This is a genomic window from Streptococcus parasanguinis, from assembly GCF_015556095.1.
GTDB classification, from domain to species: Bacteria; Bacillota; Bacilli; order Lactobacillales; family Streptococcaceae; genus Streptococcus; species Streptococcus parasanguinis_Q.
The window spans coordinates 1-19,835 of sequence record NZ_JADNLT010000018.1 but is presented as its reverse complement, the minus strand read 5'-3'; the positions used below and the strand labels follow the sequence as shown (position 1 = coordinate 19,835).

Here is a 19,835-nt window from a genome sequence, read left to right as displayed (position 1 = left end):
ATTAAAATAATTGTTTGTCTTAAACTCATTCTGTCACTGACAGATTTATTGTTTTTTTATTGTTCAGTTACTATAACCTTAGTTATAGCGCCCTGCACATTGGTTCGTCTTGTTCAGTTTTCAAAGGTCTTTGTCGCTCTCGCGCGACAACTATATTAGTATATCATGACCTCTCCTTACTGTCAACACTTTTTTTAATTTTTTTTAATTTTTTTGAAAGTTTTTTTACTTTTTTTGTTTACATAAAAAATCAGGAGCAAGGATGCCCCCGATTCCTCTATATTTTATTGATGTTTTCAATCTCTTATTTGATCTCTATTCTTTTACTTCCAATAGACCGATGTCTCCATCTTCTCTACGGTAGATGACATTTGTTGTGTTGTCTTCTGCATCACGATAAATGAAGAAGTCGTGTGCCAATAGATCCATTTGAAGGATCGCTTCATCTATATCCATCGGTTCTAGATCAATTGTTTTTGAGCGAACAACTTTTTCTGTGGTGGTTGCTTCTTCTACAACTGCATCGGTAAACAATTTACCTGCACCAGATTTAACACGATTTTTCTTTTCGATTTTTGTTTTATTCTTACGAATTTGACGTTCAATTTTATCTACAACAAGATCAATTGAACCGTACATATCTTGAGAAACATCTTCTGCACGAAGCGTGATAGATCCAAGCGGAATGGTTACTTCTACTTTTGCGGTCTTTTCACGGTAAACTTTTAAGTTTACTCGAGCATCCAGCTCTTGATCTGCCTGAAAATATTTTTCAATCTTTTCGAGTTTAGAAACGACATAGTCGCGAATGGCTTCTGTTACTTCTAGGTTTTCACCACGGATACTATATTTAATCATATTAGTACCTACTTTCTAAACATTATGTTTTTATTTATATGTATATTATAACGCTTTCATAAAGTTTTTGCAAATCTTTTTTTACCTTGCGATTGAAAATGTCTTTATTTCTTTCACACCTTTTTCAATTAGTAGGCGCTTCATTAATTCGATTGTTTTGCCCGTTGTGTAGATATCATCCAAGATAAGATATTTCTGCTTTTCTGAAACTTCTCCTTTTAATTGAAAGTGTTGAGAGGTTTTTAATCTTTCTTCTCTTGTTTTTTTTGATTGGGCTAAGCTGTCTTCTTTTTGGAATAGACTGTTGTACTTTATTTCTGCAAAATCTAATATAGTTGATACTTGATTGAATCCTCTCTCCTGCTTTTTTTCATGGCTAATTGGAGTCGGTATTATCGTATAGCTTTTATACTTTTTCAAGGCTTTTTTGATGTCACATGCAAATACCATTCCTAATAAACGATCTCCTTCAAATTTATATCGCTTGAAATAGTCCTTCATTGCTGCATTATATCTATATAATGCTTCATGTTCGACCATATTCCCCTTTTGTATCCAGTATTCGCAATCTTTACATACTTTCTCCTCCTTATCTTTATAACATCTAGGACAATGGATTTCGCCAATTTGTTCGAAGTCTTCTTTGCATTCTTTACAAATCCATTCTTCTTGTTGATTCATAAAAATAAGGTCTGTGAAATGTTCACCAGTTTTCAACTCTTTAGTACAAAGCAAACATTCTTTCAAAATCCAGCCTCCTGATTCATTTCCTTTATTTCTTTGATCGCTTTTTTCATTTCTCGTGTTATGCCATCTGATAGAAAAAGTAGTTTACCTGTTGGTCTTTCTTTACTTCGACCGACCCTTCCTGAAATTTGTACGAGTGCACTTTTAGTAAATAATTTGTGATTACTTTCTAAAACAAAGACATCTACAAACGGAAAGGTCACTCCTCTTTCTAAAATTGTTGTCGAGACTAGCATGGTTATGGCTCTGTTTCTAAACTCTTCTACCATTCGTAGGCGGTCTGTTGTCTGTGAGGATACAAAACCTACTGTTTCTTTGGGAAAGTATTTTTTTAAGTTCTCAGTAAATTGTTGTCCTAATTCTATTTCAGATACAAAGATTAACAATGGGTAGTGAGTCTGTCTTTGTTTCTTGATCAGTTGCAATAGTTCGTAAGGGATTCTTCCTTTTTCTATTTTTTCTCTAATTTTCGGCACCCATTTTATTTCAGGGACCACTAGTGGGTTCCCATGAAACCTTCTTGGAAGGCTATAACGAATGATTTCTTTTTTCTTGACCTTTTTATCTAACTCATCTGTAGAGGTTGCTGTTAAATATAGCGTATTCCCCCCTTTTTTTATCGCATTCTGAGCTGCTTTATATAAGATTGGATTGTCCACATAGGGAAAAGCATCTACCTCATCTATAATAAGGAGATCAAAGGCCTGAAAAAATTTTAGCAATTGGTGGGTTGTTGCGATTACCAAAGGCGTTCTAAAATAGGGTTCCGATTTCCCATGAAGCAAAGAGATGGGGCAGGAAAAATCGTCCTTCATCCTTCCGTACAGTTCGATACAGACATCGATTCTTGGGGTAGCAATACAGACTGCTTGTCCACTCTTGATTGCTGTTGCTACAACCTGGTACATCATTTCCGTTTTCCCAGCTCCTGTCACAGCATGTACCAAGGCATTTCCCCCTTCCTTAACTGCTTGGATGAGACCATCTGATACCTCTTGTTGATAGGAAGTCAAGGTTCCTTTCCAGTTTAACACCTCCTGTCCTTCAAAGTCATGCTGTGCAATAGCATAAAGTTTTTGATCACTCCGGATTCTTCCCAATTGGATACAGGCTCTACAATACAGTACCTCTTCACTCAACTTCCAAAGTTTTTGATCAATCATACTGCCACATCGAAAACATTGGTACCTTCCATTTTGTTTTTCTATAGTAGGAAGTTCTTGGGCAATTTCTTTTAGATCATTTGTCATTTGACTCTCTGTTAAGAGCCTTCCATAAGAATCTTCTATCTTCATACTTATTAATTCGCAAAAGTTGGAGAAATTCATTCTTTTTTTGTAAAATATGAATATGGAATATGTTACATTTAAAGAGAACGGTACTGTTCAAGAAGAAATCAAAAAATCAAAATTCATTTGTCATGTCAAGCGTGTCTCCTCTGAAGAGGAAGCTAGAGATTTTATTAATGCCATCAAAAAGGAACACTATAAGGCTACACATAACTGCTCTGCTTTCATCATTGGAGAACAAAGTGATATCAAACGAACCAGTGACGATGGAGAGCCTAGTGGAACAGCTGGGGTACCGATGTTAGGTGTTTTGGAGAATCATCGCATCACTAATAGTTGCGTCGTGGTGACCCGCTATTTTGGAGGTATTAAATTAGGCGCTGGCGGTCTGATTCGTGCTTATGCTGGAAGTGTTGCACAAGCAGTTCGAGAGATTGGACTGGTAGAAATCAAAGAGCAAGTGGTTCTTGGGATCACACTTTCTTATTCCCAATACCAAGAATTTGCTAATTTCTTAAAAGACCATCAATTGGCGGAACAAGATCCGATGTTCACAGATCAGGTGATGACAACTATTTTTGTGGATAAAGAAAACACAAGTTCTATCACAGCAGCTTTAGTCGAATTTTATAATGGTAAAGTCATTATTGAGGATCAAGGAATTCGTGAGGTTGAAGTACCCCTATTTTCTGTAGAAAAATAATTAAAATACTATCGGCAACGATAGTTTTTTTTTATCACACCCATAAAATTTCTATATTTTACATTCTTCCCGCAAGGGACTATACTTGTTAGTATCAAGAAAACCTAGAACTGAGGTATATTATGGCTATTTATGAAAATATTACAGAACTGATTGGGAACACTCCGATTGTCAAATTGAACCGTCTTGTTCCTGAAGGAGCTGCAGATGTCTATGTCAAACTCGAAGCCTTCAATCCTGGATCATCTGTCAAAGACCGGATTGCTTTGAGCATGATTGAAAAAGCTGAAGCGGATGGCTTGATCAAACCAGGTGATACCATTGTCGAAGCAACTAGTGGAAACACAGGGATTGGCTTGTCATGGGTTGGCGCAGCTAAAGGCTACAAAGTTGTGATTGTCATGCCTGAAACCATGAGTGTGGAACGTCGTAAAATCATCCAAGCCTATGGAGCTGAACTCGTTTTGACTCCTGGAAGTGAAGGAATGAAAGGTGCCATCGCTAAAGCTGAAGCAATCGCTGCAGAAAGAAATGGCTTCCTTCCTCTTCAATTTGAAAACCCTGCTAACCCAGAGGTACATGAAAGAACAACAGGACAAGAAATCGTTGATGCCTTTGGAAAAGATGGTTTAGATGCTTTTGTCGCAGGTGTTGGTACTGGTGGTACTGTTTCTGGTATTTCTCATACTTTGAAAAAGAATAATCCTGCTGTCAAAGTCTATGCCGTTGAGGCCAATGAATCCGCAGTCCTTTCTGGCGAAAAACCTGGACCACATAAAATCCAAGGGATTTCAGCTGGTTTTATCCCAAATACTTTAGACACTAATGCATATGATGGTGTTCGTCGCGTATCTTCAGAAGAAGCTTTCGAACTTGCGCGCGCTATCGGTGGAGCTGAAGGATTCTTAGTCGGTATCTCAAGCGCAGCTGCTATCTATGCTGCTATTGAAGTCGCAAAAGAATTGGGAAGCGGTAAAAAAGTTCTTGCTCTTGCACCAGATAATGGAGAACGTTACCTTTCTACTACCCTTTACGAATTTGAATAATTCTCTATATCAAAAAAACTTCGATAGGTTTCATCAACCTATCGAAGTTTTTATTTTTTTTCTTGTTTGCTAAAGAATACCTTTCCTTCTTTAACCCAGGTCGGCATCTGTTGAGCTAAGGGCGCAAAACCACTCTTGTGGCGGTCATTTGAAAAACGATGGTGTCGAATACTTCGTTGTGGTGTTTCTTCTAGTGTTCTCAGAGAGAGGCTAGCTTTCTTAGAATATTCATCAACATCGATGACTTGGACAAAGACTTTTTCTCCAATTGAAAGAATATCATGAATATTACTTACATAACCACTTCTAATCTCTGAGATATGAATCAAGCCCGTGACACCCGACTCTAGTTCGACAAAGGCACCATAAGGTTGAATGCCTGTAATGGTCCCTTCTAACTTATCTCCAATTTTCATATTAGTCCTCAATCTCGATGGTTTCAATCACGACATCTTCTACTGGCTTATCCATCATCCCTGTCTCAACAGCCGCGATCTCATCCAACACAGCAAAAGAAGCTTCATCCATCAATTGTCCAAATACGGTATGGCGTTGATCTAGGTGAGGAGTTCCCCCTTCTGTCGTATAGATTTCAGCAATTTCTTCAGGCCAGCCACCGCGGACCAATTCCTTTTTCGAATATGGGAGATGTTGATTTTGTACAATAAAGAATTGGCTACCATTTGTGTTTGGTCCAGCATTTGCCATCGAAAGGGCTCCACGAATATTGTACAGTTCTTTTGAAAATTCGTCTTCGAAGCTCTCACCATAGATGGATTCACCACCCATACCTGTACCAGTAGGATCTCCCCCTTGGATCATAAAATCTTTAATAATCCGATGGAAAATGACACCATCATAATAGCCAGACTTAGCAAGAGCTACAAAGTTTGCAACTGTTTTTGGCGCTTGATCCGGGAACAATTGAATGTTCATCTCACCGTGATTGGTTTTGATCACAGCGACAGGACCGTCAACCGTAGCAAGTTCTAACTGTGGTAATGTCAATTCTTTTTCAACCATATTTAACTCCTCTAAGGCATAGAATATGCCATTTTCTTCTAAATTCTTAGTGATATAATCAGCTTTTTCTTGTAACTCTGGGGCAGATTTTCCCATTGCAATACTAATTCCAGCGTAATCAAACAGTTCTAGATCATTTAATCCATCCCCAAATACTAAAACATTCTCTGGCTTCAAGCCCAAATGATTTACAAGATGAGAAACTCCTGAAGCTTTTGAAGCTTCAAAACGAACAACATCTGACGAATGGGGATGCCACGAAACTAGGCGCAAGTCCTCTTGCAAAGAAGGGGGCAACTCTAGCTCACTATCCTGTTCATCAAAGGTCCACATTTGGAAAATAGGTTCTTTCAAATGCAGATCTGGATCTACGGGTAAGTTGGGATAAATGATGTCAATAGCATCACTGATCAAGGGTGTCCGATTAGACAGGGCAGCTTGATGACTAGCCACTAACCCATAATCAATCTCGGATTCTTTGGCCCAATCTACAAAAGAAGAAACGATTGCTTCATTGATTGGTGATTGGTAGATCACAGTTCCTTTTGTATCTTCTATATAGGCACCGTTTAAGGTTACTAGAAAATCAGGCTTTAAGTCCATGATTTCAGGAACAACCCCAAAAATCCCTCTGCCGGTTGCAATCCCTGTTCGGATTCCTTTTTCTTTCAACTGATGGAAGACGTCTTTGACAGATTCTGGGATCAATCCTGTTTCTTTTGCACGTAATGTATCATCAATATCAAAAAAGACGATTTTAACTTTTTTGGCTTTATAACGTAATTTTGCGTCCACTTGTCTCCCCCTTATGATCACGCTCTATTATAGCATGTTTCCTTTTAAAAATCTTCTTGATTCACCAGATGGTGTCGAAAGGCATAGACGACTGCTTGCGTCCGATCACTGACTTCTAATTTCGATAAGATGTTGGAGACATGGGTCTTCACTGTTTTTAAAGAAATGAAGAGTTCATCTGCTATTCGTTGATTTTCATATCCTTTCGTCAATAAAGCCAGAATATCTCGTTCTCTAGCTGTCAAATCATCATGCAATTCAGCATGGTTCTTTCGTGACTTAACTTTTTGACTAACTTCTGTCTCAATTGCAAATTCTCCCTTTGCAACCTTTCTGACAGCCTGTAAGATCTCAGTTGCTGACGAAGTCTTTAAGATATACCCTTTTGCACCTGCATCTAAGACTGGGTAAATCTTTTCGTTATCTAAATAAGACGTCAAAATGACAATTTTAGCTTCCGGCCACTCTTTTAGGATGGCTAGAGTTGCATCGATACCATTTAGCTCTGGCATCACAATATCCATGATGATGACGTCTGGTTTTTCTTTCAACGCCAACTCCACGCCTTTTTGCCCATTTTGTGCCTCTAAGACTTGCTCAATATCGGTTTGCATGGACAAAAAGCTTTTCAATCCCAATCGGACCATTTCATGATCATCTACTAATAATACTTTCATACAGTTTCCTTTTCATTTTTATCTTTTACAAGGAGGGGAACACGAATATCTACAGCCACTCCCTTTTGAGGACTCGTTCTTATTTTAATGGTTCCCGCCATGTCTTCTACACGTTCTTGAATATTTTTCAACCCATAACTCAATCGTTCCAATTTTTCCTGCTCAAATCCGATTCCATCATCTACCATCCGTAAATGAAGTTGTTTTCCTTCCTGTTGCAAAAAGACATCCATTTGTTGAGCTCTAGCGTGTTTCAAGGTATTGCTGACAATTTCTTGGACGATCCGAAATAGATGTTCTTCCATTTCTTTTGGAATGCTCACGTCATTATGATGGAAGACAACTGCTAGGTTACTCTTTTCCTTCAATTCTCTAAAAATCATCTCCATCCCTTCTACCAAACTTTTTCCTTCCAATTCTGTAGGACGAAGATGTAGGAGCAAGACGCGTAAATCATTTTGGGCTGTACCTAGAATATCTGACACACCATTTAGTTGCTGCTGGATCTGACTTTTCTCTAACTCAAGAGCCTGTGCTGCCACTCCAGATAAAATCATATTGGCTGCAAACAATTCTTGACTAACCGTATCATGTAGATCACGCGCAATTCTCTTACGCTCGATTTCCACAATTTCTTCTTCATTTCGCATCACACGATTTTCACTCTTTTGTAAATTTTCTTCTAGTCGAAGCAATTTGCTGTCCAATAAATCTAACTGTTGATTCAATTCTTTGGGGGCAATTTCTTTTCGCTGTGAAGCAGTCAGGATAGATTCTACCTTTTGTTGTACTGCATGAACTGTTACAAATTGCGTGATTTTGATAATTAAGACAACCAAAGCCGTCAATGCAAGCGTCAGACTAAAAACCAAAAATAGGAATGACTGAAGCAAGGAAAGATCTGAGAGAAGTTTGCCCCACTGAAAACCAACAAAATGGAAAATGGTATGACAAATGACCGCAACCACCATTAGGGAATAGAAATACAATAGGAGATAGTCTAATTTCTTCATGCGCGAATCACCTCAACATCCCCAACAATACCAACTAACACAATTTTTATAGAACGGTGCGATCTCCGATAGTGTGCCGTTTCAATGTCTATGGTTTCATTCCTCATTTTACGGACAGGAAGATCCAAAAACTTCAGATCTCCATACAGGGTGTTAATTTGTAAATGCAATTCCAAATCAATCGGTAAGATAATTTTTGTATTTCCAAACCCTTTCCGAATGATCACTACATTGTCCCAATTGCAAATGGCTACCTCCTCTAAATGGAGGGTGTCATTCCCAAAAACTCGGATCACATTCAGATCTCGATACCCTCGACTTTGCTTTGAAAAATGTTGTAAATCACCAATCCATCGAGTTTTTTCCTGACGAATTTTCGTATCCTCTTCAACATCAAACACAACGGCTTCATTTTCCTTATACATATAAGGGTAGGCAATCAATAAACCATAAACCACCGCAAATAAAATGGCTGCAATCACAAAAGGATTCAGCATCACGATAAAAAATAAGAGCACACTCAGCGCGATTAATAGAAAATTCGCTTTTTGTTTGCCAAAATAGTAATACAAAAGGAGCAAAAAGAGAACCATCAAGACAACAAATCTGGAAAAATCGATTGATAAAATGGTGATCGCTGCTAATGTTAACAAAACGGCTTCAACGAAAATAAAAATTTGTATTTTCCACATAGTCTACCTCATCTTTTCCTATTTTATCAAATTTTTCCTCATTTGACTTCCGTCTGTGGTTGGATAAACGCATACAATCAAAAAGACTCAGAAATCCATCTGAGTCTTAGACTGATTTATGAATCTCCACCAGTTGCACTACTGCTAGAACTTTCTGTATCTGATCGTTCAGCAGAAGATGAACTAGATGTATCTGAACTTGATGATGCTTTCGTACTTGAAGAAGCTGTCACTTTAGGCTCATATACAGTCAAAACAATTCGTGTTCGGTTAATATCCACCGTACTCGAAACTTCTGGAGTTTGACTAACAATTTGACCGGCAGAAACAACTACCCCATCAGGGAGATGTTCTGTTTTTCTTAATTCGATATTGGCTTCTTTAATACTATAGATCTCAATCAAATTACTTCTAGCAAAATCGTAAGTTGATCCAACATAGTTTGGCATTTCAATTGAAGTCGTTTCTTTCGCTACTTTCAAAACAATCTTGGTTTTTGAATTCAGAGAATATTGCTCTCCTGGAGCTGGAGTTTGTTCAAGAACTGTCCCTGCAGCATAATCGAAGGTCTCAACTTCTTCAATCGTGATCATTTTGCTTGATACTTTATAAGTATTTTTCAGATCTTCTTCTGCTTTTGCCCGTGTTTCACCCACGTAATTTGGCATTTCAAAGCTGTTTGGTCCTTTGGAAATAATCAAATCAATTCGACTTTGTTCTTTCTTTTGGGCCCCTGCATTTGGATTGGTTCGAATGACGTAGCCTTCTGCAACCGAATCACTGTACTCTTCTTTCTCTTCACCGACTTGAAGGTCTTGTCCCTCAATAACCGCTCTGGCTTCGGCAATGGTTTTGCCGGAAACATCTGGAACTGTTTTATTGGCTGGGCTCATATATAACAAGAAAGTAAAGGCTGCAAGTACTAGGGCAATGGCAACAAACAAGACCTTGTAGCGCGCCCGCAAACGTCTTCTTGGCTTTTTACTTGGCGCCATGGTCTGCTGATCAGATAATGGTCGATTAGGATCTACTGAACTGATTTCACTGCGTACCTCAGAGATTGGAACAGGAGCCGTCCTTGGAGTTGGACTCACTTTTGGAAGAGTCTTTGTATCAGCTTTCGCTTGGTCTTCAAAAACCAGTTTTTTCTCATTTCTTCTCTCATAGGACAAGCAACTTGAAAGGTCCACATACATCTCTGCCACTGATTTATAGCGATCCGTCAGTTTTTTAGCTGTCGCCTTGATCACCACATTTTCTAAAGCTTGTGGAACATTCTTATTTTCTTCACGAATAGAGGGGAGTGGCTTTTGAAAATGCTGCAAAGCAATTGTGACTGCACTATCTCCATCATAAGGAATGTGTCCTGTCAACATCTCATAGAAAATAATCCCCATCGCGTAGATGTCACTTTGCACCGTAGCTTTTGATCCACGCGCCTGCTCAGGGGACAAATAATGAACCGACCCCAACATCGAGTTGGTCTGGGTCAAGCTAGTCTCTGCGAAGGCCACTGCAATCCCAAAGTCTGAAACTTTTGCTGTTCCATCTGGTGTCAAGAGGACATTCTGTGGTTTTAAATCTCTATGGATAATGCCACGCGTATGGGCAAGACGCATAGCTAGAAGGATCTGCCCCATCAAACGAACAGCTTCTTCATTTGATAAAGGAGCATTTTCTTTGATATAGCGTTTCAAGTCTAAACCTGCAACATATTCCATTGCAAGGTATTGTTGTCCTTCTTCTTCGCCAATGTCTGTAATCCGAACGATATTTGGATGGTCCAGCTCTGCCATCGCCTTTGCTTCACGCTGAAAACGCGCAACCGCAATGGGATCCGTCTGGTAATTCGTACGCAGTACCTTGACTGCAACTTCTTCCCCATCTAAAATCAAATCACGCGCAAGATAAACATCTGCCATCCCGCCGCGTCCAATTTGTTGGATGATTTTATATCGCCCGGCAAAAATTTTGCCGATTTGAATCATGCTGCGTCCTCCTCAGTAAAGTGGAGCAGTACAACAGTGATATTATCCAAGCCTCCAGCATTATTGGCAAAACGAATCAAGGTTTGAGCTTTTTCTTCCAGTGAAACATCACTCAAGACAATATCTCTGATTTCATCCGGGCCAATCATATTGGTTAAACCGTCACTATTGATCAAAATATAATCATCTGCTTCAACCGTCACCAAACCATAATCCGGCTCTAACTCATCTTTTTGACCAATGGACTGAGTGATGATGTTACGTTGAGGATGATGGGCAGCTTCTTCCTCTGTAATTTGACCAGCTCGCAAAAGAGCATTTACAAGAGAATGGTCACTGGTCAACTGCTGGTATTCGCCCTGACGAATGAGGCCAATCCGCGAATCTCCAACATGGGCATAAATCACTTGTCCTTCTACAAAAGCCAAAGCTTCCAGTGTCGTTCCCATTCCTTTGTGCTCATCATCTTGCCCAGCTAAATGGATCCGACGGTTCACAGCTTCTAAATGTTCTGCAAACCATTCCCGTACTTGATTAACCGTCTCGATCTCAGAAGAAACCCAAGCCGCACCTAGGTCTGTGACTGCCATTTCACTAGCAATATTTCCGGCACGGTGTCCTCCCATACCATCAGCAAGTAAAACCATAGATTTTCCTGCCTTGTTTTTATATTGATTTGCATAGTCTTGGTTATTTGTCCGTCTTTGACCTACATCGGTTAAGATCGTAATATCCATACTGTCAGTTTCCTCCTGATATTATGAGATTCTCTTAAAACGACTGATAAAGAAGCCGTCGCTTCCATATAATTCGGGTGTAATAAGGATACAATCATTTTTAAGAATATCTTTTCTTTCGTGATCCAATGGGACTTGTTCGAAATTTGGATGGTTTTTCAAAAATTGGTCCACCACTTCAAAATTCTCTTTACCCATAATTGTACACGTACTGTACACTATTATACCACCTTTACGCACACTTTGACAAACACTATCCAGAATGGCCAATTGAATAGCTTGTAAAGATACAAAATCTGCACTCTCTTTATTGTACTTGATATCAGGCTTTCTCCGTATCAAACCAATCCCTGAACAAGGCGCATCCACCAAAATTTTATCGAAAGCATCAGGTCCAAATGTTTCAAAGACTTTTGTCGCATCTAACTTCTTTGTCAAAATTTTGTCCGCAACATGGAGCCGATTAGCATTTTCTTGAATCAATTTGAGCTTATGGTCATAGAGATCCAAGGCTGTGACTTTCCCAGTTGTGAGATAAGAAGCCAGGTGGGTCGTCTTTCCACCTGGCGCCGCACAGGCATCTAAAACCCACTCATCTCCTTGCAAATCCAAAGCCGGTGCCACCAATTGACTGGACTCGTCTTGAATAGTAATGCGCCCTTCTTTGAACAAGGAATGCGCTGCAAAATGTCCCTGTTCTTTCACGAGAGCGGACGGAGCAAGTAGAGAGGAGGTTGCTTCGAGTAGCTGAGCCAACTCTTCTTTTTCGTCTAGATCAATCACACGAATACTGGATTTATTACGCTGATAGAGACTCTTAAAAATAGCGCAAGCACGTTCCTCACCGTATTCTTCGATCAATGCTTTGACCAACCATACAGGTAGGGAATACTCTACCGAATAACGTTTGTTCTTTCGCTTGATCGTATCAATAGCTGGTAGCCCCTCGCGGAGGAGCTTTCTAAGAATAGCATTGACAAACTTCTCACTGCCTTCTTTTCGACGTTTTGCTATCCGAACAGCTTCATTGACGATGGCATGATCGGGAATGCGGTCTAAATAAACAAGTTGATACAAACTCATCATCAAAAGATAATAGAGCCAAGGATCCAATTTCGTCCGGTCTTCAATTACGTGGGCGAGATACCACTCGAGTGTTATCTTCCGTGCTACAGTACCGTATACAACTTCCGTAACAAAGCTTCTATCTTTATCTGAAAGTTGAGAGTGTTCTAGCGCTTGATTTAGTGCAATATTAGAATAAGCTCCCTGTTCAAAAACCTCTTCTAACACTCGAACGATCTGTTCACGCGCATTCATTTGTTTAATTTCCAAAGTGATCTCCTACTTTCAATTGACGGCCAGCGCCATTCAAAAAGTCTGTGATGGACATTTTTGGTTTTCCTGCCGGCTGCACAACTTTGAGGGACAATGCGCCTTCTCCTGCAGCGACCAGCAACTCTTTTTTGGTCAAAGCAATCACTTCTCCTGGATTTCCATTTCCTTCGCATAGCTCTGCTTCATAAACTTTAAAGCGTTGCCCATTTAATAACGTATGAGCGACCGGCCAAGGATTCATCCCTCGGATCTGATTAAAGACTTGGCGATTGGTTTTGGTCCAGTCCAAAACCTCTTCTTCCGGTAAAATATTCGGTGAAAATGTGACCAAACTTGGATCTTGTGGACTTGGCTTGATCTCCCCTGCCAGGTAAGCTGGCAAAGTATCTAGGAGTAAGTCACGTCCAAGGACTGCCAATTTTTCAAACAAAGTTCCCACATTGTCCTCATCTAAAATTGGGAGAGAACGAGCTGCAATCATGTCTCCGGCATCCATTTCCTTGACCATTTCCATAATTGTAACCCCAGCTTCTTCGTCACCATTGATCAGGGCATAGTGAATGGGAGCTCCACCTCTATATTTAGGTAATAAAGACGCGTGGACATTCACCGCGAATTGGAAGTTCTCCAACAATTTTGTCGGTAAAAATTGTCCAAAAGCAGCGGTCACAATTCCATCTGCATCTAGTGATAAGAGCGTTTCCATTTCTGGACTACCCGATAATTTCTCCGGCTGAAGAACTGGTAGTCGATGTTCTAAAGCTACCTGCTTCACCGGGGTCATTCGAATCTCTTTTTTGCGACCTACTTTGCGGTCTGGTTGCGTCACAACTGCCAAAATTTCATAGCGCGAATCTGCTAACAATCCCTTTAAAACCGTCGCTGAAAAATCAGGCGTTCCCATAAAAATTAATTTTGTCATTTCTTTCTTCCTTACATAAAGCTTTGAGGTTCATTATCAATACTGACACGTAGATCTTGGTTGCCTCTTTCTTGTGTAAATTCTAGGATTTGATTCAAGACCTGTGTCATGCCTTCTTCGAAACGATATTTCACAATGATTTGATAATGATACAAATTATGTGTGCGTGCAATTGGTTTAGGTGTTGGTCCTAAGATTTGGACCTGATCAGATAAGCCAGATCGGAGAATTTCCATGACCTGATGTGACTTCTCCATCACAATTTCCTCACTCTTATGGGATAGGGTTAACCCAACTGTGAAGTAATAAGGCGTATAGCCTAACTGCCGGCGAATCTGCATTTCATAGGCAAAAAAGCCTTCATAATCTTGGTTTTTGGCAAATCGAATCGCATAATGATTGGGGTTGTAGCTCTGAATGATAACCTCTCCTTCTTTCTCTGCTCGTCCGGCCCTTCCTGCCACCTGAGTCAAGAGTTGAAAGGTTCGCTCTGAGGATCGATAATCCGGTAAATTTAAAGAAGTATCCGCATTCAAGACACCCACTAACGTCACATTTGGAAAATCCAAGCCCTTCGCAATCATTTGCGTCCCTAATAAAATATCCGCTTCTCCATTCCCGAAAGCATCTAATATTGCTGCGTGGCTCCCTTTTTTTCGGGTAGTATCCACATCCATACGCAAAATTTTAGCCTCAGGAAAGATCTCTTGTAATTCATCATAGGCTTTTTGTGTTCCTGTCCCGTAATAACGAATGGAAGGACTTTGGCAATTTGGACAGTGTCGAGGAATCGCTTTGCTATAGCCACAATAATGACAGTTCATGGTTTTAGTATCCATGTGGAGGGTCAGTGAGATATCACAATTGGGACAAGTATCCACAGTTCCACACTCGCGACACATGACAAAGCTGGAATAACCACGGCGGTTCAACATCAAGACGACCTGCTCTTTTTTCTGCAAGCGATCAGCAATAGCTTCCACTAGAACCGGAGTGAAGTTACCAGCTTCATTTTGACCAATATAATCACGGAAATCAACGACTTTAACTTCTGGAATTTTGGCTGCCGGATTGGCCCGTTGGGTGAGACGAATTAATTCATAAACCCCTTTTGTTGCACGAGCCCTCGATTCTAAACTTGGTGTAGCAGATCCAAGAAGCAAGACTGCTTGATTGTACTGAGCCCTTAGGACTGCGACTTCCCTTGCGTGGTAGCGTGGATTACTATCTTGTTTGTAGGAAGCCTCATGCTCCTCATCAATGATGATGGCTCCGATGTTTTTTAAAGGGGCAAAGATGGCTGAGCGCGCTCCAACGACTACCTTGGCCTCCCCACGTTCAACTTTTCGCCATTGATCATACTTCTCACCATTTGATAAGCCCGAGTGCAGAATAGCTACTTCCTGGCCAAAACGCGAGATAAAACGATCCGTCATCTGTGGCGTCAGGGAAATCTCAGGAACCAACATAATAGCCGTTTTCCCCTTATTTAGAACTTCTTGAATAATCTGCAGATAAACTTCTGTTTTCCCACTTCCAGTCACACCTTCTAGTAAAAAAGGTTTTGATGTTTTCCCAATTTGAGAAACTACTGTTTCGACAGCTTTTGCTTGCTCTGAATTTAAAAGCAGAGCCTGGGTCTGTTCTTTGCCTTCATAATATGCAGCCGCCCGATTCACTTCTCGTTCTGTAATTTCTAAAACACCCTGTTCGATAAAATAAGCTACCACTTCTCGTGAAAAATCCTGATACAATCCTGCTAAGGGTTGCTCCCCTTGCTCTAGTAACAGGCGCTCTTTCAATGCTAGCCTTTTTTTAGCTCTTCCTGATGGTTGAAGTTCTTTTAATCCTTCCTGGTTAACGCGATACCATTTTTCTGTTTTAATTTGTTTCCTATCCTTGGCCTTGTATTCAAGTACCAAATCTCCTTTTCTGACCAACCGCATCACTTGGGCTTGATCGGCCGCATCTAGAGAAGAAAAAGAAACTTCATTTTTTTCACCAAAAAGTTTCACTTTGAGAGTTGGATCTAAAGAAGGTTGAGGATACAAAATCTTATCATAACTCGAATTGAGGAGAGAAGGAAGCATGGTTTTTAAAATCGTGATCTTATAAGAAAAAACACTTTTTCGTAATTGATCTGCCAACCAGAACTGCTCTTGATTTAAGACCGGAGTGTAATCCAAGACCTCCACAATCGCTTTTAATTCCTCGCTTGTGTCTGCCTCTTCTAAAACATCTACCACAATCCCTTGAATGAGGCGATTCCCTTTACCAAAGGGGACATGAACTCGCATACCTGCCTCCACCATATCCTCAAATTCTAATGGAATCTGATAAGAATAGGGTTTATCTGTCTGCATCAATGGGACATCTACGATGACTTTTGCTATCACTTTTTCACCTCCAGCCTCTATCATATGAGCTTTACTTTATCACGGAACCCTTTAAATAGCAAAAAATAAGATTGAGAAGCCCCAACCTTAAATTTTTTCACCATCTTCTTTTTCTTTGGCAATTTGTTCCTTAATTTTGCGCTCTTCTTCTTCTTTGCGGATTCGCTCTGCTTCAATCCGACGACGAAGCGCTTCACGTTTTGCTTCTGGATCCGGGTGAACAACTACGTTTCCTGACTCGATTTCTTCAAGCGCTTGTAATGTTGATTTGACCGATTGGAATTCTTGAGTTGGCACTGCACCACTTTCCAATTCGTGGGCCCGTTTTGCCTCAAGTATGACCAATGAGTATTTTGAGGGTACTTTGTCAAGCAATGTATCAATAGAAGGTTTTAACATCATATTCCTATACCTAATTTCTAATTATTTATCTCTTCACAATAGTTTGTGTTTTTGGTAACATATCCAGATAATGCCCAATGACACGGTCTACACGGAAATGTTCTGCTTCGATCACACGTTTGACACGTTGAGCAGCAAGAGGAACTTCATCGTTCACAATTGCGTAGTCATATTCACGCATCATGGCGATTTCTTCTTTTGCTTTTTCAATCCGTTGCGCAATGACTTCTGCACTATCTGTTCCGCGTCCCACTAATCGATCTTGTAATTCATCCAAATCAGGCGGGGTTAAGAAGATAAAAACTGCATCTGGCACTTTTTTCTTTACTTGGAGCGCACCTTGAACTTCAATTTCAAGGAATACATCAATTCCTTTGTCCAAGGTTTCATTCACATAAGTTAAAGGAGTCCCATAGTAATTTCCAACGTACTCAGCATACTCTAACATTTGCCCTTGACGGATCAAATCTTCAAATTCTTCACGTGTACGGAAAAAATAATCGATACCATCCACTTCACCTGGACGTTGTGCACGCGTCGTCATCGATACAGAATACTGAAACTGATTGTCCGAGTTTTCAAAAATTTCTCGTCTGACCGTTCCTTTTCCAACCCCTGAAGGGCCAGAAAATACAATTAATAAGCCACGATCCGCCATGATTTCTCCTTCAATGTCTTTCTATCTAGTGTAACAAAAATCGGCCTAATTTTCAACTGATTTTTTTCATTCAAAAAGCTTGAGATGCTAGATCTCAAGCTTTTCGTTTATTTTGCGTAATCTACTGCACGCAATTCTCGAATAACGGTAACCTTAATGTTTCCAGGATATTCAAGATTGGACTCGATCTTCTCACGAATATCATGAGCTAAGATCGTCACTTTATCATCCTTGATTGCCTCAGGGCTCACCATAATACGGATTTCACGTCCTGCTTGAAGGGCGAAACTTGTCTTAACTCCTTCAAAGCTGTTTGCAATTTCTTCAAGATCTTGCAAACGCTTGATGTAACTTTCAAGTGACTCACTTCGTGCTCCAGGTCGAGCCGCACTCAAGGCATCAGCTGCAGCGACAATGACTGCGATAACACTTTCAGGTTCCACATCTCCATGGTGACTGGCAATAGTATTGACCACCACTGGGTGTTCCTTGTACTTCCGTGCCAATTCAGTTCCAATCTCGACGTGACTTCCTTCCACTTCACGGTCAATCGCTTTTCCGATATCATGTAAGAATCCTGCACGTCGTGCCAAGGTAGCATTTTCACCCAACTCGCTAGCAATAATACCAGAAAGTTTGGCAACTTCAATGGAGTGACGCAAAACGTTTTGACCATAAGAAGTACGGAATTGCAACCGTCCCATGATTTTCATCAAATCTGGATGGAGGTTTGGCGCACCAATTTCATAGGCAGCCGCCTCACCGTATTCACGAATACGATTGTCAATTTCCTGACGGTTCTTCTCAACCAGCTCTTCGATACGGGCTGGATGGATCCGACCATCTTTGAGAAGGCTCTCCATTGTCATGCGGGCAATTTCACGACGAATCGGATCAAACCCTGACAAGGTCACCACTTCAGGCGTATCATCAATAATCACATCGACACCTGTCAAGCTCTCAAAGGTACGAATGTTGCGACCTTCACGACCGATAATCCGCCCCTTCATACTATCGTCCGGCAAATGAACGGTTGAGTTTGTTTGCTCAGCAACAAAATCACCCGCCATTCGCTGCATGGCTTGCACGAGAATGTCTTTTGCGATTTTATCAGAACGTTCTTTCACTTCCAATTCAGCATCACGAATCCGTGAGGCAATTTCTTTTGAAAGTTGCTCTTCCGTCTGACTCAAAATAATGTCACGCGCTTCTCCTTGACTTAGAGCAGCGACACGTTCCAGTTCTTCTACTTTCTTGTGTTCAAGCTCTTCCAGCTGTTGTTCACGCGCATCAATGTGTTTAGTTCTATCTGTAAGACTTTGCTCTTTGTGTTCAAGAGACTGTTCTTTGCTTGTTAAAATGTCGTCTTTACGATCAAGATTGCTAGCACGTTCTGCCAAACGGCTTTCTAATTGCTTCAATTCTTGTCGTTCTGACTTAAACTCAGCATCGACCTCTTCACGATATTTTCTGGCTTCTTCCTTTGCCTCCAAAAGTGCTTCTTTTTTAAGTGAACTTGACTCATGCTTCGCCTCTTTTAAAATCAAATCGGCTTCGCGTTCAGCCTGTCCACGTAAATTCGTTGCTTCTTGTTCAGCATTCAAAAGGGTGAGTTCCGCAGCTTCTTTTGAAGCTTTCATTTTAAGAGCAGTTCCCACATATCCAATGACTAAACCAATGACCGCGGCAAAAACACCTGTAATTACAAAATTCATGCTTTTACCCCAAATCTATTTAATTAGTTGAATTAAAAATTCTTTTACATTTTACCATAAATTACTAAAATTAACAATCTAAAAAAACAGGAAAAACCTTTTATATTTTTGCTTAACCCTTGTTCTTTTATCCACGTTTCTTTCATGGAACATCTGTGAGGAATTCATTTATTTCCACTTTGTTGAATCTGCTTTTTTATGCTATAATCAAGAAAAACAAAGAAGGATTTGAGTATGACAAAAGAAGTAATTGTTGAAAGTTTTGAATTGGACCACACAGCTGTAAAGGCTCCCTATGTACGCTTGATTGGTGAGGAAACTGGACCCAAAGGAGATATCATCTCTAACTTTGATATTCGCCTGGTGCAACCCAATGAAAATGCGATTCCAACGGCAGGGCTCCACACCATCGAGCACCTTCTTGCAATGCTTATTCGCAAACGCATCGATGGAATGATTGATTGTTCCCCATTTGGATGTCGCACCGGTTTTCATATGATCATGTGGGGACAGCATTCAAGTACGGAAATTGCTAAAGTGATTAAAGATTCTCTAGAAGAAATTGCTTCTATCAGCACTTGGGAGGATGTCCCAGGCACAACCATTGAGTCTTGCGGAAATTACAAGGATCACAGCCTCTTCTCAGCCAAAGAATGGTGTCGCTTGATTCTAGATCAAGGAATCTCAGATGATCCATTTGAACGTCATCTTGTTTAATACGAAAAAGAGGCTGGGACAAAATTCCTAGCCTCTCAATTATTTTTGGATTGTCGAGCAAGACGCAGTGGTTGAGTGGGCTCTACTACGCTGATTTCATCAGCTTTTACAGCCCTACT

The 19,835-nt window shown here is 40.3% G+C and carries 19 protein-coding genes; 3 read left to right on the top strand and 16 right to left on the bottom strand.

Going from position 1 to position 19,835, the window contains the following annotated elements:
• Window positions 1–315: 315 nt before the first annotated feature.
• The 3 genes from hpf to I2E70_RS10050 all read right to left on the bottom strand — a co-directional run bounded on the left by hpf (window position 316) and on the right by I2E70_RS10050 (window position 2,900).
• Window positions 316–858: a ribosome hibernation-promoting factor, HPF/YfiA family gene (gene hpf / locus I2E70_RS10060; protein WP_003012610.1), complete on the bottom strand. Its 543-nt coding sequence runs from the start codon at window positions 856–858 to the stop codon at window positions 316–318.
• 81 nt (window positions 859–939) lie between these two features.
• On the bottom strand, window positions 940–1,605 hold the full coding sequence (locus I2E70_RS10055) for a ComF family protein (protein WP_049487919.1): 666 nt from the start codon (window positions 1,603–1,605) through the stop codon (window positions 940–942).
• Window positions 1,602–2,900 carry a DEAD/DEAH box helicase gene (locus I2E70_RS10050; protein ID WP_156672002.1) on the bottom strand — a complete coding sequence of 433 codons (1,299 nt, stop codon included), beginning with the start codon at window positions 2,898–2,900 and terminating at the stop codon, window positions 1,602–1,604. Before I2E70_RS10050 ends, I2E70_RS10055 begins: the two co-directional genes overlap by 4 nt.
• 55 nt (window positions 2,901–2,955) lie before the next feature.
• Here I2E70_RS10050 and I2E70_RS10045 point away from each other — a divergent pair, with 55 nt between their 5' ends.
• Complete coding sequence (locus I2E70_RS10045) at window positions 2,956–3,597, top strand: YigZ family protein (protein WP_049486060.1); 642 nt, start codon at window positions 2,956–2,958, stop codon at window positions 3,595–3,597.
• A 122-nt stretch (window positions 3,598–3,719) separates the two neighbouring features.
• Window positions 3,720–4,643, top strand: a complete 924-nt coding sequence (gene cysK / locus I2E70_RS10040) for a cysteine synthase A (RefSeq protein WP_003004014.1) — start codon at window positions 3,720–3,722, stop codon at window positions 4,641–4,643.
• Between the two features lie 50 nt (window positions 4,644–4,693).
• Here cysK and I2E70_RS10035 read toward each other — a convergent pair whose 3' ends face one another.
• From I2E70_RS10035 to I2E70_RS09975, 13 genes are all read right to left on the bottom strand, one after another.
• Complete coding sequence (locus I2E70_RS10035) at window positions 4,694–5,059, bottom strand: S1 RNA-binding domain-containing protein (RefSeq protein WP_023920312.1); 366 nt, start codon at window positions 5,057–5,059, stop codon at window positions 4,694–4,696.
• A 1-nt stretch (window position 5,060) separates the two neighbouring features.
• Window positions 5,061–6,461, bottom strand: coding sequence for a bifunctional Cof-type HAD-IIB family hydrolase/peptidylprolyl isomerase (locus I2E70_RS10695; protein WP_195424634.1), 1,401 nt, complete (start codon window positions 6,459–6,461; stop codon window positions 5,061–5,063).
• Between the two features lie 44 nt (window positions 6,462–6,505).
• The gene (locus I2E70_RS10025; RefSeq protein ID WP_003010319.1) at window positions 6,506–7,138 is read right to left on the bottom strand and encodes a response regulator transcription factor; all 633 of its coding nucleotides are present in this window, start codon (window positions 7,136–7,138) and stop codon (window positions 6,506–6,508) included.
• Window positions 7,135–8,151 carry a sensor histidine kinase gene (locus I2E70_RS10020; RefSeq protein WP_155170479.1) on the bottom strand — a complete coding sequence of 339 codons (1,017 nt, stop codon included), beginning with the start codon at window positions 8,149–8,151 and terminating at the stop codon, window positions 7,135–7,137. The genes I2E70_RS10025 and I2E70_RS10020 overlap by 4 nt, the downstream gene beginning before the upstream one ends.
• Window positions 8,148–8,843 carry a cell wall-active antibiotics response protein LiaF gene (liaF, locus tag I2E70_RS10015; RefSeq protein WP_003003865.1) on the bottom strand — a complete coding sequence of 232 codons (696 nt, stop codon included), beginning with the start codon at window positions 8,841–8,843 and terminating at the stop codon, window positions 8,148–8,150. Before liaF ends, I2E70_RS10020 begins: the two co-directional genes overlap by 4 nt.
• Before the next feature lie 116 nt (window positions 8,844–8,959).
• The gene (pknB, locus tag I2E70_RS10010; RefSeq protein ID WP_049516135.1) at window positions 8,960–10,831 is read right to left on the bottom strand and encodes a Stk1 family PASTA domain-containing Ser/Thr kinase; all 1,872 of its coding nucleotides are present in this window, start codon (window positions 10,829–10,831) and stop codon (window positions 8,960–8,962) included.
• A complete protein-coding gene (locus tag I2E70_RS10005; RefSeq protein ID WP_021154558.1) occupies window positions 10,828–11,568 on the bottom strand; it encodes a Stp1/IreP family PP2C-type Ser/Thr phosphatase in 741 nt (246 codons plus the stop codon). Before I2E70_RS10005 ends, pknB begins: the two co-directional genes overlap by 4 nt.
• A gap of 21 nt (window positions 11,569–11,589) precedes the next feature.
• Window positions 11,590–12,903: a 16S rRNA (cytosine(967)-C(5))-methyltransferase RsmB gene (gene rsmB, locus I2E70_RS10000; protein WP_049516133.1), complete on the bottom strand. Its 1,314-nt coding sequence runs from the start codon at window positions 12,901–12,903 to the stop codon at window positions 11,590–11,592.
• On the bottom strand, window positions 12,893–13,828 hold the full coding sequence (gene fmt / locus I2E70_RS09995; RefSeq protein ID WP_003010335.1) for a methionyl-tRNA formyltransferase: 936 nt from the start codon (window positions 13,826–13,828) through the stop codon (window positions 12,893–12,895). The genes rsmB and fmt overlap by 11 nt, the downstream gene beginning before the upstream one ends.
• An 11-nt stretch (window positions 13,829–13,839) precedes the next feature.
• Complete coding sequence (locus tag I2E70_RS09990) at window positions 13,840–16,248, bottom strand: primosomal protein N' (protein WP_003010336.1); 2,409 nt, start codon at window positions 16,246–16,248, stop codon at window positions 13,840–13,842.
• 63 nt (window positions 16,249–16,311) lie between these two features.
• A complete protein-coding gene (gene rpoZ, locus I2E70_RS09985; RefSeq protein WP_003010339.1) occupies window positions 16,312–16,626 on the bottom strand; it encodes a DNA-directed RNA polymerase subunit omega in 315 nt (104 codons plus the stop codon).
• A 25-nt stretch (window positions 16,627–16,651) separates the two neighbouring features.
• Window positions 16,652–17,284: a guanylate kinase gene (gene gmk / locus I2E70_RS09980; RefSeq protein ID WP_049516131.1), complete on the bottom strand. Its 633-nt coding sequence runs from the start codon at window positions 17,282–17,284 to the stop codon at window positions 16,652–16,654.
• Window positions 17,285–17,391: 107 nt separating this feature from the next.
• Window positions 17,392–18,999, bottom strand: coding sequence for a ribonuclease Y (locus I2E70_RS09975; RefSeq protein WP_049492366.1), 1,608 nt, complete (start codon window positions 18,997–18,999; stop codon window positions 17,392–17,394).
• A gap of 234 nt (window positions 19,000–19,233) precedes the next feature.
• On the opposite strand from I2E70_RS09975, the gene I2E70_RS09970 reads away from it, so the two are divergent.
• Window positions 19,234–19,716, top strand: a complete 483-nt coding sequence (locus I2E70_RS09970; protein WP_009732333.1) for an S-ribosylhomocysteine lyase — start codon at window positions 19,234–19,236, stop codon at window positions 19,714–19,716.
• Window positions 19,717–19,835: the final 119 nt, after the last annotated feature.

Bases quoted from the DNA above. Each gene is read 5' to 3' on its own strand.
- hpf (WP_003012610.1), bottom strand. From the start codon at position 858: ATGATTAAATATAGTATCCGTGGTGAAAACCTAGAAGTAACAGAAGCC.
- I2E70_RS10050 (WP_156672002.1), bottom strand. From the start codon at position 2,900: ATGAAGATAGAAGATTCTTATGGAAGGCTCTTAACAGAGAGTCAAATG.
- I2E70_RS10045 (WP_049486060.1), top strand. From the start codon at position 2,956: ATGGAATATGTTACATTTAAAGAGAACGGTACTGTTCAAGAAGAAATC.
- cysK (WP_003004014.1), top strand. From the start codon at position 3,720: ATGGCTATTTATGAAAATATTACAGAACTGATTGGGAACACTCCGATT.
- I2E70_RS10035 (WP_023920312.1), bottom strand. From the start codon at position 5,059: ATGAAAATTGGAGATAAGTTAGAAGGGACCATTACAGGCATTCAACCT.
- I2E70_RS10025 (WP_003010319.1), bottom strand. From the start codon at position 7,138: ATGAAAGTATTATTAGTAGATGATCATGAAATGGTCCGATTGGGATTG.
- I2E70_RS10020 (WP_155170479.1), bottom strand. From the start codon at position 8,151: ATGAAGAAATTAGACTATCTCCTATTGTATTTCTATTCCCTAATGGTG.
- liaF (WP_003003865.1), bottom strand. From the start codon at position 8,843: ATGTGGAAAATACAAATTTTTATTTTCGTTGAAGCCGTTTTGTTAACA.
- pknB (WP_049516135.1), bottom strand. From the start codon at position 10,831: ATGATTCAAATCGGCAAAATTTTTGCCGGGCGATATAAAATCATCCAA.
- I2E70_RS10005 (WP_021154558.1), bottom strand. From the start codon at position 11,568: ATGGATATTACGATCTTAACCGATGTAGGTCAAAGACGGACAAATAAC.
- fmt (WP_003010335.1), bottom strand. From the start codon at position 13,828: ATGACAAAATTAATTTTTATGGGAACGCCTGATTTTTCAGCGACGGTT.
- I2E70_RS09990 (WP_003010336.1), bottom strand. From the start codon at position 16,248: ATGATAGAGGCTGGAGGTGAAAAAGTGATAGCAAAAGTCATCGTAGAT.
- rpoZ (WP_003010339.1), bottom strand. From the start codon at position 16,626: ATGATGTTAAAACCTTCTATTGATACATTGCTTGACAAAGTACCCTCA.
- gmk (WP_049516131.1), bottom strand. From the start codon at position 17,284: ATGGCGGATCGTGGCTTATTAATTGTATTTTCTGGCCCTTCAGGGGTT.
- I2E70_RS09975 (WP_049492366.1), bottom strand. From the start codon at position 18,999: ATGAATTTTGTAATTACAGGTGTTTTTGCCGCGGTCATTGGTTTAGTC.
- I2E70_RS09970 (WP_009732333.1), top strand. From the start codon at position 19,234: ATGACAAAAGAAGTAATTGTTGAAAGTTTTGAATTGGACCACACAGCT.